Origin of the sequence: Aeromicrobium sp. Leaf289, assembly GCF_001423335.1 — a bacterium.
Taxonomy (GTDB): Bacteria; Actinomycetota; Actinomycetes; order Propionibacteriales; family Nocardioidaceae; genus Aeromicrobium.
In genome coordinates, this window is record NZ_LMNK01000001.1 from 652,933 (window position 1) to 666,102 (window position 13,170).

At 72.9% G+C, this 13,170-nt stretch carries 13 protein-coding genes; 2 read left to right on the forward strand and 11 right to left on the reverse strand.

Annotation, left to right across the window (positions count from 1 at the left end; all coding sequences use genetic code 11):
* Window position 1 precedes the first annotated feature (1 nt).
* The 6 genes from ASF37_RS03065 to ASF37_RS03090 all read right to left on the reverse strand — a co-directional run bounded on the left by ASF37_RS03065 (window position 2) and on the right by ASF37_RS03090 (window position 4,786).
* Window positions 2-841, reverse strand: a complete 840-nt coding sequence (locus ASF37_RS03065; RefSeq protein WP_056553928.1) for an ABC transporter permease — start codon at window positions 839-841, stop codon at window positions 2-4.
* Window positions 838-1,689 carry an ABC transporter permease gene (locus tag ASF37_RS03070; protein ID WP_082481872.1) on the reverse strand — a complete coding sequence of 284 codons (852 nt, stop codon included), beginning with the start codon at window positions 1,687-1,689 and terminating at the stop codon, window positions 838-840. Before ASF37_RS03070 ends, ASF37_RS03065 begins: the two co-directional genes overlap by 4 nt.
* Window positions 1,690-1,887: 198 nt before the next feature.
* Window positions 1,888-2,745, reverse strand: a complete 858-nt coding sequence (gene prmC, locus ASF37_RS03075) for a peptide chain release factor N(5)-glutamine methyltransferase (RefSeq protein WP_369815216.1) — start codon at window positions 2,743-2,745, stop codon at window positions 1,888-1,890.
* A complete protein-coding gene (prfA, locus tag ASF37_RS03080) occupies window positions 2,742-3,809 on the reverse strand; it encodes a peptide chain release factor 1 (protein ID WP_055966941.1) in 1,068 nt (355 codons plus the stop codon). The genes prmC and prfA overlap by 4 nt, the downstream gene beginning before the upstream one ends.
* Before the next feature lie 115 nt (window positions 3,810-3,924).
* Complete coding sequence (gene rpmE / locus ASF37_RS03085) at window positions 3,925-4,131, reverse strand: 50S ribosomal protein L31 (protein ID WP_055966938.1); 207 nt, start codon at window positions 4,129-4,131, stop codon at window positions 3,925-3,927.
* A gap of 172 nt (window positions 4,132-4,303) precedes the next feature.
* Window positions 4,304-4,786, reverse strand: coding sequence for a glutathione peroxidase (locus ASF37_RS03090; RefSeq protein WP_055966935.1), 483 nt, complete (start codon window positions 4,784-4,786; stop codon window positions 4,304-4,306).
* A gap of 165 nt (window positions 4,787-4,951) precedes the next feature.
* On the opposite strand from ASF37_RS03090, the gene ASF37_RS03095 reads away from it, so the two are divergent.
* Both ASF37_RS03095 and ASF37_RS03100 read left to right on the forward strand, forming a co-directional pair.
* Window positions 4,952-5,137: a DUF1059 domain-containing protein gene (locus ASF37_RS03095; protein WP_055966930.1), complete on the forward strand. Its 186-nt coding sequence runs from the start codon at window positions 4,952-4,954 to the stop codon at window positions 5,135-5,137.
* Window positions 5,137-6,210, forward strand: coding sequence for an EAL domain-containing protein (locus tag ASF37_RS03100; protein WP_056579061.1), 1,074 nt, complete (start codon window positions 5,137-5,139; stop codon window positions 6,208-6,210). Before ASF37_RS03095 ends, ASF37_RS03100 begins: the two co-directional genes overlap by 1 nt.
* Window positions 6,211-6,258: 48 nt before the next feature.
* Here the strand turns inward: ASF37_RS03100 and rho are convergent, their stop codons facing one another.
* The 5 genes from rho to ASF37_RS03125 all read right to left on the reverse strand — a co-directional run bounded on the left by rho (window position 6,259) and on the right by ASF37_RS03125 (window position 13,145).
* Window positions 6,259-8,181 carry a transcription termination factor Rho gene (rho, locus tag ASF37_RS03105; protein WP_056579063.1) on the reverse strand — a complete coding sequence of 641 codons (1,923 nt, stop codon included), beginning with the start codon at window positions 8,179-8,181 and terminating at the stop codon, window positions 6,259-6,261.
* Between the two features lie 186 nt (window positions 8,182-8,367).
* Window positions 8,368-9,258, reverse strand: a complete 891-nt coding sequence (gene thrB / locus ASF37_RS03110) for a homoserine kinase (protein ID WP_055966921.1) — start codon at window positions 9,256-9,258, stop codon at window positions 8,368-8,370.
* A gap of 7 nt (window positions 9,259-9,265) precedes the next feature.
* Complete coding sequence (thrC, locus tag ASF37_RS03115; protein ID WP_056579065.1) at window positions 9,266-10,330, reverse strand: threonine synthase; 1,065 nt, start codon at window positions 10,328-10,330, stop codon at window positions 9,266-9,268.
* A gap of 13 nt (window positions 10,331-10,343) precedes the next feature.
* Window positions 10,344-11,663 carry a homoserine dehydrogenase gene (locus ASF37_RS03120; protein ID WP_055966917.1) on the reverse strand — a complete coding sequence of 440 codons (1,320 nt, stop codon included), beginning with the start codon at window positions 11,661-11,663 and terminating at the stop codon, window positions 10,344-10,346.
* Between the two features lie 81 nt (window positions 11,664-11,744).
* Window positions 11,745-13,145, reverse strand: a complete 1,401-nt coding sequence (locus ASF37_RS03125; protein WP_082480766.1) for an MFS transporter — start codon at window positions 13,143-13,145, stop codon at window positions 11,745-11,747.
* Between the last annotated feature and the right edge of the window lie 25 nt (window positions 13,146-13,170).

Sequence of the window (13,170 nt, forward strand, 5' to 3'; positions counted from 1 at the left end):
ATCACCCCGCGATCCGGACGCCGGGGTCGCCGCCCCAGAAGAGCAGGGTGAGCACCATGTCGAGCAGGACCACGACGACGATGCTGGCCCGGATCGCCCGGCCCGTCGCCTCGCCGACACCCTGCGCCCCACCGCTCGCGGTGAACCCGAACCAGCAGTGGATGAGCGTCACGGCAGCGGCGAACACCAGGATCTTCACGACCGACAGCAGCACGTCGCGCAGGGCGACGAACGAGGTGAAGTAGTGCTCGAACGTGCCCGGCGGTTGTCCGAAGATGAACGTGACGGAGAGCTGGGTCGCCAGGTACGAGCCCGCCAGCCCGATCAGGTAGAGCGGAAGGATCGCCGCCATCGCCGCGACGAGCCGGGTGGTGACCAGGAAGTGCAGGGGCGGGACCGACATGACCGCGAGGGCGTCGATCTCCTCGTGCACCCGCATCGATCCGAGCTGTGCGGTGAAGCGACAGCCGACCTGGGCGGCCAGGGCGAGCGCCGCGATGAGCGGGGCGAGCTCGCGCGTGTTCACGACCGCGGACACGAAGCCGGTCAGAGGTGCCAGGCCGATGGTCTCCAGCCCGTTGAAGCCCTCGATGCCCAGGGAGGTCCCGGCCGACAGGGACAGCAGCACCATGACGCCGACCGTCCCGCCCCCCACCAGCAGCGCACCGGTCCCCCAGCTGATGTCGGAGAGGATCCTGAACGTCTCGAGCCGGTAGGTGCGCAGCGTCGCGGGGATCGCCCCCACCACCTTCGCGACGAAGGTCAGCTGGGCCCCCATCAGCTCCAGCGCGTTCCCCGGCGCCGCCATGGCGCGCCGGCCGGCGCGTTCCAGGCCGCTCATGCCATCCTCTGCGGCACGAGCATGACGTAGCCCTGGGTGATCACGACGTTGACGACGGCCAGGGCGATGACGCTGATCACCACGCTGGCGTTGACGGCGTCGGCGACGCCCTTGGGGCCGCCCTGCGCCGACAGACCCTTGTGGCACGCCACGATCGTGGCGATGAAGCCGAAGATCGCGGCCTTGGCCTCGGCGAGCAGCAGGTCGGAGGGCTGGGCGAAGCTCGTGAAGGACCCGATGTAGGTGCCCGAGCTGACGTCGCCGGACCCGACGTTGAGCGCGTAGCCGGTGGTCATGGCGGTGGCGGCCACCACCACGTTGAGGAGCAGGCCGACCGTGACCGCTGCGACCATGCGCGGTGCCACGATGCGCTGCGTCGGGTTGAGTCCCATGACCCGCATGGCGTCGATCTCCTCGCGCACGGTCTGCGAGCCGATCTGGGCACAGATGGCCGAGCCGACGGCTCCGGCCATGAGGAGCGAGGTGACGAGCGGCGCGCCCTGGCGGAGCACGCCGATGCCGTTGACCGCCCCGGAGAACGAGACCGCACCGATCTGCGACGCGACCGCACCGACCTGCACCGCCACGATCACGCCGAACGGGATCGCGACGAGGATCGTCGGCAGCAGGGCCACGCGCGTCATGAACCAGGCCTGCTCGACGTACTCGCGCCAGGCGAACCGGCCGCGCAGGATGTCGACGACGGCGAAGCGCAGGGACCCGAGGCCGAGGAGGATCATCTCGCCGAAGGTCTCGAGGCCGGCGTTGCCGGAGGCACGCAGGCCCGTGGCGGTGCGCGCCAGGCGTCCGGAGGCCGCACCTGGGGGCACCGACGTGTCCGCGCTCATCCGACCTCCCTCACCGCCGCAGATGATACCTGTACGAAGGTACTAGTTCAGGGCCTCTCGGGGAAGAGAACGAGCCAGGAAGGCGTGGGTCACGTCACACGGCCCGGCGCAGCGGACCGTTCGGACGGTCGCGGACGGCCCCCACGGCAGCGCACGGGACCCGCGGCGACGGCGGGAGCGCCGTCGGCGGGGCGAGCCTCAGGGGCGACGGGCGGTGAGGAAGCGGGGCCGGTCCGCGAGGTCCACGTGGTCACGCACGTCGGACCAACGTCCGGCGAACACACCGGGGGCGGACTCGCCCTGCGCGTCGGCGTGCTCGGCCCCGACCGAGCCACCCGGGCGCAGCAGCCGCCACGCGGCCTGCTCGAGCGCACGCATGGCGTCGAGACCGTCGTCGCCCGACCACAGCGCGAGCGACGGGTCGTGGTCGCGCGCCTCGGGGGCGACGCTCTCCCAGGCCTCGAGCGGGATGTACGGCGGGTTGCAGACGACCACGTCGACGGTGCCGTCGAGGTCCGCGAACGCCTCGAAGGCGTCCCCGAGTCGAAGGTCGATGCCGGTGTCGCCCAGGTTGCGCTCGGCCCAGCCGTGGGCGGCCTCGTCGAGCTCGACGGCGTGCACCCGGGCCCGCGGCACCTCGTGCACGATCGACAACGCGATGGCGCCCGAGCCGGTGCAGAGGTCCACGACCACCGGCGGCTCCTCGCGTGCGGCGACGACGGCGGCCGCCTGCTCGACGGCCCACCCCGCGAGCAGCTCGGTCTCGGGACGGGGGACGAAGACCCCCGGGCCGACCTCGAGGTCGACGTAGCGGAACCCGGCCGAGCCGGTGAGGTGCTGCAGCGGGACCCGCCGGGCCCGCGCCTGGACCATGTCGCGGTACACCTGCGCCTGGGGACCCTGCGGCCGTGCGGTCAGGAGCAGGCCGCGTGGCGTCCCGGTCACGTGGGCGAGCAGGATCTCGGCATCGACCCGCGGCGACGCGACGCCTCCGGCCGTCAGCGTGTCCGTGGCCTCGTCCAGGAGCCGCTCGGCCTGGCTGCGCACCCGGCTCACGCTCTCGTCCCGTCGACCGACTCGAGTCGTTCGGCGAGGTCGGAGTCCACGAGGGAGCCGATCACGTCGTCGAGCGCGCCGTCCATCACGGCATCGAGGTTGTAGGCCTTGTACCCGGTGCGATGGTCGGAGATCCGGTTCTCGGGGAAGGTGTAGGTGCGCACCCGCTCCGAGCGGTCCATGGTGCGGATCTGGGACCTGCGGGCGTCCGAGGCCTCGGCGTCCGCTGCGGCCTGGGCCGCCTCGAGCAGCCGCGCCCGGAGGATCCGCAGGGCCTGCTCCTTGTTCTGCAGCTGGCTCTTCTCGTTCTGGCAGCTCACCACGAGGCCCGACGGCAGGTGGGTGATGCGCACCGCCGAGTCGGTCGTGTTCACGCTCTGACCACCCGGGCCGGAGGACCGGAAGACGTCGATGCGCAGGTCGGCGTCGTGGATCTCGACGTCGACGTCCTCGGCCTCGGGCAGCACCAGGACGCCGGCCGCCGACGTGTGGATCCGTCCCTGCGACTCGGTGACGGGGACGCGCTGCACGCGGTGCACCCCGCCCTCGAACTTGAGCAGCGCGTACGGTGCCTGACCGGGCTCCGGGGTGCCCTTCGCCGCGACCGAGGCGGTGACCGACTTGTAGCCACCGAGAGCGGACTCCGTGGCGTCGATGATCTCGACCCGCCAGCCCTTGCGCTCGGCGAACCTGGTGTACATGCGCAGCAGGTCGGCGGCGAAGAGTGCCGACTCCTCGCCACCCTCCCCGCCCTTGACCTCCAGGATCACGTCCTTGCCGTCGGCGGGATCCCGCGGGACGAGCAGGCGCTGGAGCCGCTCGGCGAGGGCTGCACGCGTCGCCTCGAGCTCGGCCGCCTCGTCGTCGAGCTCGAGCTCACGCGCGGCCTGCAGGTCCTCGACCGCCTGCTGCCACTCGCGGTAGGTGCCCACCACGGCGCCGAGCTCGGCATACCGCCGGCCGACGCGCTTGGCACGGCCGGCATCGGCGTGCAGGGCGGGATCGGCCATCTGCCGCTCGAGCTCGGCGTGCTCGGCGACCAGGCCCTCGACAGCCTCGAACATGGCGATCCTCTCGTGCCCTCGGCGTCTCGACGACGCGTCCGGTCCCTGGGCCGGCGGCCCTGGGACGACGACGCCGACCCGTCCCTCGAGGGATCGGGTCGGCGTGTCGGAGGAGCTACTTCTTGCCGTAGCGCTTCTCGAACCGGGCCACGCGGCCGCCGGTGTCGAGGATCTTCTGCTTGCCCGTGTAGAACGGGTGGCAGGCCGAGCACACGTCGGCACGGAGGGATCCCTCGGTGGCGGTGCTGCGGGTGGTGAACGAGTTGCCGCAGGTGCAGGTGACCTGGGTCTCGACGTACGTGGGGTGGATGTCGCGCTTCATGATGTCCTCTCGTCGGTACTGGGTCGGACCGCGGCGCGGGCCGTGAACCAGGACCAAGGCTGGATTCTGCCAGGGGCACCCTGGTCAACCCAAATCGTGCCCCGTCTGTTCCCCACCCCGATGCCCGTGACCGGCGCGCCGCGCCCGCCGGTGCGTGGGGTGGAGGACCCGCTCAGGAGGCGAGCAGGGCCTCGATGTCGGAGGCGATCTTCTCGGGCTTGGTGGTCGAGCCGTACCGCTTGACCACGTTGCCCTCGGTGTCGATGAGGAACTTGGTGAAGTTCCACTTGATCTTGTTCCCGGCGAACCCGCTCTTCTCGCTGCGCAGCCACTGGTAGAGCGGGTGCGCGTCGTCGCCGTTGACCTCGACCTGCGAGAACATCGGGAAGCTGACCCCGTAGTTCCGCTCGCAGAAGGCGGCGGTGTCGTCGTCGGAGTCGGGGTTCTGCCCGCCGAACTGGTCGCACGGGAAGCCCAGCACCACGAGGCCGCGGTCGGCGTAGCTCGCGTAGAGCTCCTCCAGGCCGGCCAGCTGTGGTGTGAAGCCGCACTGGGTCGCCGTGTTCACGACGAGCAGCACCTTGCCCCGGTAGTCGGCGAGCTCGCGCGGGGTTCCGTCGATCGCGTTCGCGGTGAAGTCGTATGCAGTGGTCACGCGCTCATCCTAGGTTCACGGCCCGAGCGCCGCAGGAGTCCTCGATCCTGCACACACCTCCTGATCCCGCGAAAGCCCGACGAGGCGGCGCACCCCGCCCTACGATGTCGGCACGGCGGTGGATGGGGAGCCATCCAGCAGGGACGCCGGGACGAGGGAGTCGTCATGAAGTCGTTCGCCTGTGGGGACGTCGTCCCCGGGTGCACCGCCCGGTGGGAGGAGCCGTCCGACGAGGCCGTCCTCGCGCGCGTGGCCGACCACGCTGCGGCGGTCCACGGCCTGGTGGAGGTCCCGGCCGAGCTGGTCGCGGCGGTCCGGGCCTCGATCCGCACCACACCCGCACCCGTCTGATGTCCGTCGCACCCTGGGTCGTCTCGACGCCCCAGCGGATCGATGCCGACGTCGCCTTCAGTCCGATCCTCGACCTCGCGCGCGGCGTGGTGGCCGGCTACCAGACGGTGGCCTCCCCGGTGGGCGCACGCCGGTCGCAGGACGTCGTCGACGACCCGTGCTCGATCATGACCGCCGCTCTCGCGGCCGCGGCGACGTTGCCCCCCGACACGTTCCTGACCGTCCCCCTGGGGCTGGGCGACGGGGGCCCCGGCGACCTCGACGACCCGGCGCTCATGTCGGTCCTGACGTCACGCGGCGACCTGTCCGGCGTGGTGCTGGACCTGCGCGCCGTCCCCGAGGACGTGGGCGCCGCACCGACAGCCCGCCTCGAGGGTCTGCGCGAGGCGGGCGCCAGCGTGGCGCTCGGGGGCGAGCAGGCGGCCCAGCCCACGCTGCGCAGCGTCATCCGCTTGCGTCCCTCGATCGTCCGGCTCGGCCGCGCCTGGGTCGAGGGGATCGAGCACAGCGCGGAGAAGCGGGACGCCATCGAGGTGACGGGCACCATGGCCGCCCAGCTGGACGCCTGGCTGCTCGCCGAGGGGGTCAGCACGGCCGCGGAGCTCCGCACCCTCTCCGAGCTCGGCGTCCCGCTGGCTCAGGGATCGCTCGTCGGCCCGGCCCGACGGGTGTGGCAGAGCGCCGCGCCCCAGGCTCATCGAGCCCTGCCCCGGGACCGGGCACCGGCCGGGGACGGCGTCCTTCGCGACCTGGTCCGCCGTGCCTACACGACCGACGACGTCGGCTCGGCCCGATCGGTGCTGGCGGAGACGGTCGGCTTCGAGGTCGTCGTCGCCGTCGACGAGCACCGGCGTCCGCACGCGGTCCTGATCAAGGACGACCACGGGCGGTGGCAGTCCAGCGACGTGCTGGCCGTGCACGTGGACACACCGCTCGGCGACGCCGTCGCCCGGGCGATGGCACGCCCGCGCAGCACCCGGTTCGGGCCGCTGGCGTGCACCGACTCCGCGGGCGGGTTCCTCGGCGTCCTCCACCTGGAGGACCTCATGACCCACCTGGCCGGCCGGGCCTGAGCGGGCTCGCGGACGCGTCCGCGAGCCCGCCCGACCGACGACCGGTGCTCAGGCCAGCGGCGTGCGCGAGAGCTGGAGCAGCAGCTCCCCGTTGCTCCCGGTCGCACCGACCCGCTCGGCCACGGCGTCGAGGGCCTCGCGCGGCTCGCGACCGGCCAGGGCGCGACGCAGCCCGGCGACGATCTCGAGCTCCTGCGGGTCGAGGAGCAGCTCCTCGTGGTGGGTCCGCGAGGCGATGACGTCGACGGCCGGGAAGACCGTCCCGCGGTCGTCGACGACGAGCCGCAGCGTGCTGTTGGCCGCACCGTCGAGCTCCTCGAGCACCGTCTCGTCCACGGCCGAGCCGGTCTCGACGAGGGCGGTGGCGACGATGGTGAGCGATCCACCGTCCTCGGCGTTGCGGGCGGCCCCGAAGAGCGCCTTGACCGGGTGCAGGGCCGACGCGTCGACGCCCGCGGTCACCCGTCCGGAAGCCGGCGTCGCCTGGTGGTAGGCGCGACCGAGCCGCGTGATGGAGTCCAGCAGCACCACGACGTCGTGACCGAGCTCGACCAGACGCTTGGCCCGCTCGACGGCGAGCTCGGCGACGATCGTGTGGTCGGTGGCCGGCCGGTCGAAGGTGGAGGCGATGACCTCGCCCTTCACCGCACGCTGCAGCTGCGTGACCTCCTCGGGCCGCTCGTCGACGAGCACCACCATGAGGTGGCACTCGGGGTTGTTCGTCGTGACGGCCTCGGCGGCCGCGCGCACGAGGGTGGTGCGGCCGGCCCGCGGCGGCGCGACGACGAGGCTGCGCTGACCCTTGCCGATCGGCGCGAAGAGGTCGACCAGCCGCGTCGTGGCCAGCGTCGGGTCGGTCTCCAGGCGCAGACGTTCGTCGGGGTGCACCGGGGTCAGACCGGCGAACTCGACCCGGCCACGAGCGTCCTCCAGGGGCATCCCGTTGACCGTGTCGACCCGCACCATGGGGTTGAACTTCTCCTTGCGCTCCCCCTCACGGGGCTGGCGCACCTGACCGGTGACGGCGTCGCCCTTGCGAAGACCCCACTTGCGCACCATCGACAGCGACACGTACACGTCGTTCTCGCTGGGCAGGTAGCCCGTGGTGCGCACGAAGGCGTAGTTGTCGAGGATGTCGAGGATCCCGGCCGCGGGGACCAGCACGTCGTCGTCGGCGTAGGTGGGCTCGCCGTCGGCGCCTCGGCCGCCACGGTTGCGGCCGCGTCGGTTGCGGCGGCGACCACCGTTCTCGTCGTCGACGTCGTTCTGGCCCCGGTCGTTCTGGTTCTTGTCGTTCTGGCCCCGGTCGTTCTGGCCCTTGTCGCTCTGGTTCTTGTCGTTCTGGTTCTTGTCGTTCTGGTTCTTGTCGTTCTGGTTCTTCGCGCCCGGGTTCTTCGGTCCGCCGGAGCGCTGGGCATCGTCCTGGCCCTGCCCGCGGCCGCCCTGCTTGGGGCCGTCCTGGTTCTTCTGGCCGTCGTTCTTCTGCCCGTCCTGGTTCTTCGGGGCGTCCTGCTTCTTCGGGGCGCCCTGGGCCCGCTGGCCGTCGCGCTTCCTGCCGTCCTGGTCCTGGGGAGCGCCCTGTTCGTGGGGGGCATCGCCCTGAGGGGCGTCGTCCTGACCACGGCGGTCCTGCTCCTCGGTCGGCGTCTGCTCCGTCGCGGGCTCACGGCGCGCACCGGCCCGGGTCCGCGGTCCGCGCTCGTCCTTCGCCTCGACTGCGGGAGCCTCGACCGGTGCGGCCTGGACCGCGCTGGTGGCCGTCTCGCCACGGGCCTGCTTGATGGCGTCGATCAGCTCGCCCTTGCGCAGCTTGGCGGCGTCGGCGATGCCGAGACCGGACGCGATCTCGCGCAGCTCGGCGAGCACCTTGCCGCCGAGCGCGCCGCCCGCACGGCGGGCGGGCTTGGTGGTCGGTTCAGCCGCGGCACCGGAGGTGTCGGGCGCAGCCTGGTCGTTCGGGGAGTCGGTCACGTGAGAGCTTCCTGGGTGGGAGGGGCGCCGGGCACTCTCCCGGCGAAGACCGGGGCACCTCGGCCACCCGCCGACGGCGGGTGATCGAACAACGGTGTCGGGGAGCGGACTCCACACCGACGATCGTCACTCTAGCAGCGCTGCCGGTCCCCGGCGTCCTGCCCCGATCACGCGCTCCCGTGCGGGTCAGGGGGCGTCGACGACGTGCGCACCTCGGTCCGCGACCTCGACCTCGAGCACGCGCCAGCCGTCGGGGCAGGCCTGGGCGACACCACGCGCGAAGGCGAGCACGGTGGGCCCGGCACCCGAGATGACCGCCGGCACACCGTCGACGCGCAGGCTCCGCACGAGCTGGTAGGAGTCGGGCATCGCGGACGCCCGGTACTGCTGGTGCAGGAGGTCCTCGGTGGCCGCCGCGAGCCGCTCCGGGGCCTGGGTGAGCGCCGCCACCAGCAGGGCCGCACGCCCCGCGTTCGCGGCGGCGTCGGCGTGGGGCACGGCGTCGGGCAGCAGGCCGCGAGCCGCCTCGGTGGACACCGGGCTGTCCGGCACGAAGAGGGTGACGGGGACCGCGACGTCGAGGCGGAGCGCCTCGGCGGCGAACCCCTCCGTCCAGGCGATCGTCAGGCCGCCCAGCAGCGCGGCCGCCACGTTGTCGGGGTGACCCTCGAGGTCGTGGGCGAGCTGCAGCGTGGCCCGGTCGTCGAGCACCTCGACCCCCTCGACGAGGGCCTTCGCCAACACGATGCCGCCCACGATCGCGGCGGACGACGAGCCCATCCCGCGTCCGTGGGGGACCACGTTCCGGCAGGTGAGTCGAAGGCCGGGACGCCTCAGCCCCATGAGGTCGAGCGCGGCGTCGAACGACCGGACGACCAGGTGTCCCGCGTCGCGGCTCACCTCGTCGGCACCCTCACCCTCGACCACGATCTCGAGGGCGTCGCCGGGCAGCACCTCGGCGGTCAGCTCGTCGTGCACGTCGAGGGCCAGGCCCAGGGCGTCGAAGCCCGGCCCCAGGTTGGCGCTGCTCGCCGGGGTGCGCACGGTCACCGGGCGGTCGACGAAGGGTGAGGTCATCGCGCCCTCAGGCCAGGCCGGCAGCGGCGGCGGCGTCGTGCACGTCGGCGTCGATCACGGAGTCGACCACCGAGCCGACGCCGGACAGCGCCGTCTCGACGTCCTTCAGGCCGTGGCCCGTCACCGTGACCGTGATGGTGAGACCCGGCTCGATCTCGCCCGCCTCGGCGGCGGCGAGGAGACCGGCGACGCCCGCGGCCGACGCCGGCTCGACGAACACGCCGTCCTGCGAGCCGAGCCTGCGCTGCGCGTCGAGGATCTGCTCGTCGCTCACGGCGTCGATGCGACCGCCGGAGGAGTCCCGAGCCGCCTCCGCGAGGTGCCACGACGCGGGGTTGCCGATCCGGATGGCCGTGGCGACGGTCTCGGGGCGGGGCACCACCGCACCGCGCACGATCGGTGCGGCGCCCTCCGCCTGGAAGCCCCACATGCGGGGGCGCCGCGTGGCGAGGCCGGCGTCGGCGTACTCGGTGAAGCCCATCCAGTAGGCGGAGATGTTGCCGGCGTTGCCGACGGGGAGCACGTGCAGGTCGGGGGCGTCGCCGAGCACGTCGACGATCTCGAACGACGCCGTCTTCTGCCCCTGCAGACGCACCGGGTTGACCGAGTTCACGAGGGCGACCGGGTACTCCTCGGCGAGCCCGCGCGAGAGCTGGAGGCACTCGTCGAAGCCCCCACGGACCTGGATGACCTCGGCGCCGTGCATCACCGCCTGCGCCATCTTGCCGGTGGCGATCTTGCCGTGCGGGACGAGCACGATCGGGGTCAGGCCCGCACGCGCGGCGTAGGCCGTCATGGAGGCCGACGTGTTGCCGGTCGAGGCGCACACCACGGCCTTGGCGCCCTCACCGACGGCGACCGAGATCGCGGCGGTCATGCCACGGTCCTTGAAGGACCCCGTGGGGTTGTCGCCCTCGACCTTGAGCCAGACGTCGCCCTTGACGAGCGCCGACAGCCAGGTGGAGTGCACGAGAGGTGTCCCGCCCTCACCCAGCGTGATCACGGGGGTGTGCTCGTCGACCGGGAGCCACTCGCGGTACTCCTCGACGACTCCACGCCACGGCTGTGCCATCAGTGTGTTCCCTTCACTGGTCGAGACCCTCCACGCGCATGACCGAGGTGACGTCGCGCACCATGTCGAGCGCGCGCACGGCCTCGACCGTGGCGGCCAGGGCGGCGTCGTCGGCCTCGTGGGTCACGATGACGAGCTGTGCGTCGGACCCGTGGCCCTCCTGGCGGACCGTCTTGATGGAGACGTCGAAGCCGGCGAACGCGTCGGCGACGGACGCGAGCACGCCTGCGCGGTCGTCGACGTCGATCGACACGTGGTAGCGGGTGCGCGCCCGGCCGACGTCGAGCACCTCGAGGTCGGCGTGGGAGGTCTCGCCCGGGCCGTGCACGCCCTGGCGGCGGTTGCGCGCCACCGAGACGACGTCGCCCAGGACCGCGCTCGCTGTGGGCGCTCCCCCGGCCCCCGGGCCGTAGAACATCAGACGTCCGGCCGACTCGCTCTCCACGAACACGGCGTTGTAGGCGCCGCGCACGCTGGCGAGCGGGTGGCTCTTCGCGATCATCGCGGGGTGGACGCGCGCCGAGACGGCCGGGCCGTCGGGGGTCTGGATCTTCTCGCAGATGGCCAGGAGCTTGACCACGCAGCCCATCTCGTCGGCGGAGCGGACGTCGCCGGCGGTCACGTCGGTGATGCCCTCGCGGTGCACGTCGCCGATGGTGACGCGGGTGTGGAAGGCCAGCGAGGCGATGATCGCGGCCTTCGCCGCGGCGTCGAAGCCCTCGATGTCGGCGGTCGGGTCGGCCTCGGCGTAGCCGAGCCGCTGAGCCTCGTCGAGCGCCTCGGAGAAGCCGGCCCCGGTGGTGGTCATGGCGTCGAGGATGAAGTTGGTCGTGCCGTTCACGATCCCGAGCACCCGCTCCACGGCGTCACCGGCCAGGGACTCCTGCAGGGGGCGGACGATCGGGATGGCGCCGGCGACGGCGGCCTCGAAGGCGATGTCGCGCTCGGCCTTCTCGGCGGACTCGAACAGGTGGGCCCCGTCCTCGGCCAGCAGGGCCTTGTTGGCCGTGACCACGGAGGCTCCGTGCTCGAGTGCGGCGAGGATGAGCTCGCGGGCCGGCTCGATGCCCCCGATCACCTCGATCACGACGTCGAGGTCGCCCCGAGACACGAGCGCGAGGGCGTCGGTCGTGAAGAGGTCGGTCGGGAGGTCGAGGTCGCGGTCGCGCCCGAGCCGCCGGACGGCGATGCCGACGAGCTCGATCGGCGCACCGATCCGCCGGGCCAGCTCGTCACCGTCGCGGGTCAGCAGGCGTGCGACCTCGGAGCCGACGACGCCGCAGCCCAGCAGGGCGACCTTGAGGGGTCGGACGGCGGCGGGTGCGGTAGTCACGCGGACAGCCTATCGGCGCCGCACCGCGCCCCGGGCCGCAGTGGGTCGCCGTGAGACCCGACCCCGCACGGACGGCCCCCGTCAGGAGGTGAAGCCGCGACGCAGGACCACGAGGGCGGCGACCGCACAGCCCACCGGGACCACGAAGGCCGCGAGCACGGCGGCGCCCACGCCGTGGACCACGACGGACGCGAACACCGCCGACCCCAGCGCCAGCGCGGTGGACTCCGCGACGGAGTCGCTGGTCTGCAGCGACGCGCTGCTCGATGCCTGCTCCCCCGGCGCCGACCGCGCCAGGACCTCGGTGACGAACGACGTCATCGCCGCACCCATGCCGAACCCGCCCACGGCCCAGGCCGCGACCACGAGCACGACCGGGACCTGCGGCAGCAGCACGAGGGGCACCGCCAGGATGCCCAGGCAGATGGCGCCGGCGCCGAGAGCGGCCCGACGCTGCGTGGTCGCCAGGAAGGGACCGAGGCGCTCAGGACGCGAGACGGCCCACGCGCCGGCGAACCAGGTGAAGGCGGCCACGGACAGCACGGCGCCTGCCAGGCCCACCGGCACGTCGTGCAGGTCCACGAGGGCGAGCGGCACGTAGACCTCGGCGGCGAAGTAGGCCGAGGCGAGCAGGGACCTGGCACCCATGAGCGACGGCAGGCCCCGTCCGCCGGTCCAGGTCCGTGGCGGGACGAGCTGCCGGACCGCCCCCGCGAGCAGCACCGCCGAGCCCACGAGCAGGCAGGGCCACCACGTGACCGCGCGCTGGCCGGCGACGGAGAGCAGGAGCACCGCACCGCCGGCCGTCGCGGCGGCCGCCACCGGGACACGTCGTGCGGCCGGACCGGCCCGGTCGGGGGTCTCGACGGCTCCACCGAGGTCCCGGACGGGCCGCCAGGCGACGGCGAGGCTCACGACCGCGAGGGCCGGGGCCATCAGGAAGACGGCACGCCAGCCGAGCAGGTGGGCGAGCCCTCCCGCGATGGCTGGTCCGACCACGGCCGGCAGCGTCCATGCGCTCGTCATGACGGCGAGCGCCCGGGGCCGCAGGTCGACCGGGTAGGCCCGCGCGACCACGACGTACAGACCGACGCCGATCGCCCCCATTCCCAGGCCCTGGACGGCGCGTCCGACGAGGAACCAGGTCATGGTCGACGCCGTCCCGCACGCGAGGAGCCCGAGGGCGAAGACCGCCACGCCCCCGGCGAGGGCCGGGCCGGGGCCGGAGCGGTCGATCCACGGCACCGCGACGGTGCGCGACAGGATGCTCACGGCGATCGGCGCGGCGAAGGCGACCGCGTACGCGCCGAGCCCGTCCAGGTCCCGTGCCACCTCGGGCATCACCGTGATGACCGCCAGCGACTCGAAGGCCACCAGGAACGCCAGGGCGAAGAGCCCGACCGTCGTCCGGCCCAAGGGCCCCGTCCACAGCGCGACGGGCTTCCCCGTCGGCGCTCTCCCCACCCCTGCTCCGATCGCCATGCCCTGATGCAACAACCTCGAGTAT

What these genes read in the sequence shown, in the direction of transcription:
- ASF37_RS03100 (WP_056579061.1), top strand. Translation starts at nt 5,137, where the DNA reads ATGTCCGTCGCACCCTGGGTCGTCTCGACGCCCCAGCGGATCGATGCC.
- thrB (WP_055966921.1), bottom strand. Translation starts at nt 9,258, where the DNA reads ATGACCTCACCCTTCGTCGACCGCCCGGTGACCGTGCGCACCCCGGCG.
- ASF37_RS03095 (WP_055966930.1), top strand. Translation starts at nt 4,952, where the DNA reads ATGAAGTCGTTCGCCTGTGGGGACGTCGTCCCCGGGTGCACCGCCCGG.
- ASF37_RS03070 (WP_082481872.1), bottom strand. Translation starts at nt 1,689, where the DNA reads ATGAGCGCGGACACGTCGGTGCCCCCAGGTGCGGCCTCCGGACGCCTG.
- ASF37_RS03065 (WP_056553928.1), bottom strand. Translation starts at nt 841, where the DNA reads ATGAGCGGCCTGGAACGCGCCGGCCGGCGCGCCATGGCGGCGCCGGGG.
- prfA (WP_055966941.1), bottom strand. Translation starts at nt 3,809, where the DNA reads ATGTTCGAGGCTGTCGAGGGCCTGGTCGCCGAGCACGCCGAGCTCGAG.
- ASF37_RS03125 (WP_082480766.1), bottom strand. Translation starts at nt 13,145, where the DNA reads ATGGCGATCGGAGCAGGGGTGGGGAGAGCGCCGACGGGGAAGCCCGTC.
- rpmE (WP_055966938.1), bottom strand. Translation starts at nt 4,131, where the DNA reads ATGAAGCGCGACATCCACCCCACGTACGTCGAGACCCAGGTCACCTGC.
- thrC (WP_056579065.1), bottom strand. Translation starts at nt 10,330, where the DNA reads ATGGCACAGCCGTGGCGTGGAGTCGTCGAGGAGTACCGCGAGTGGCTC.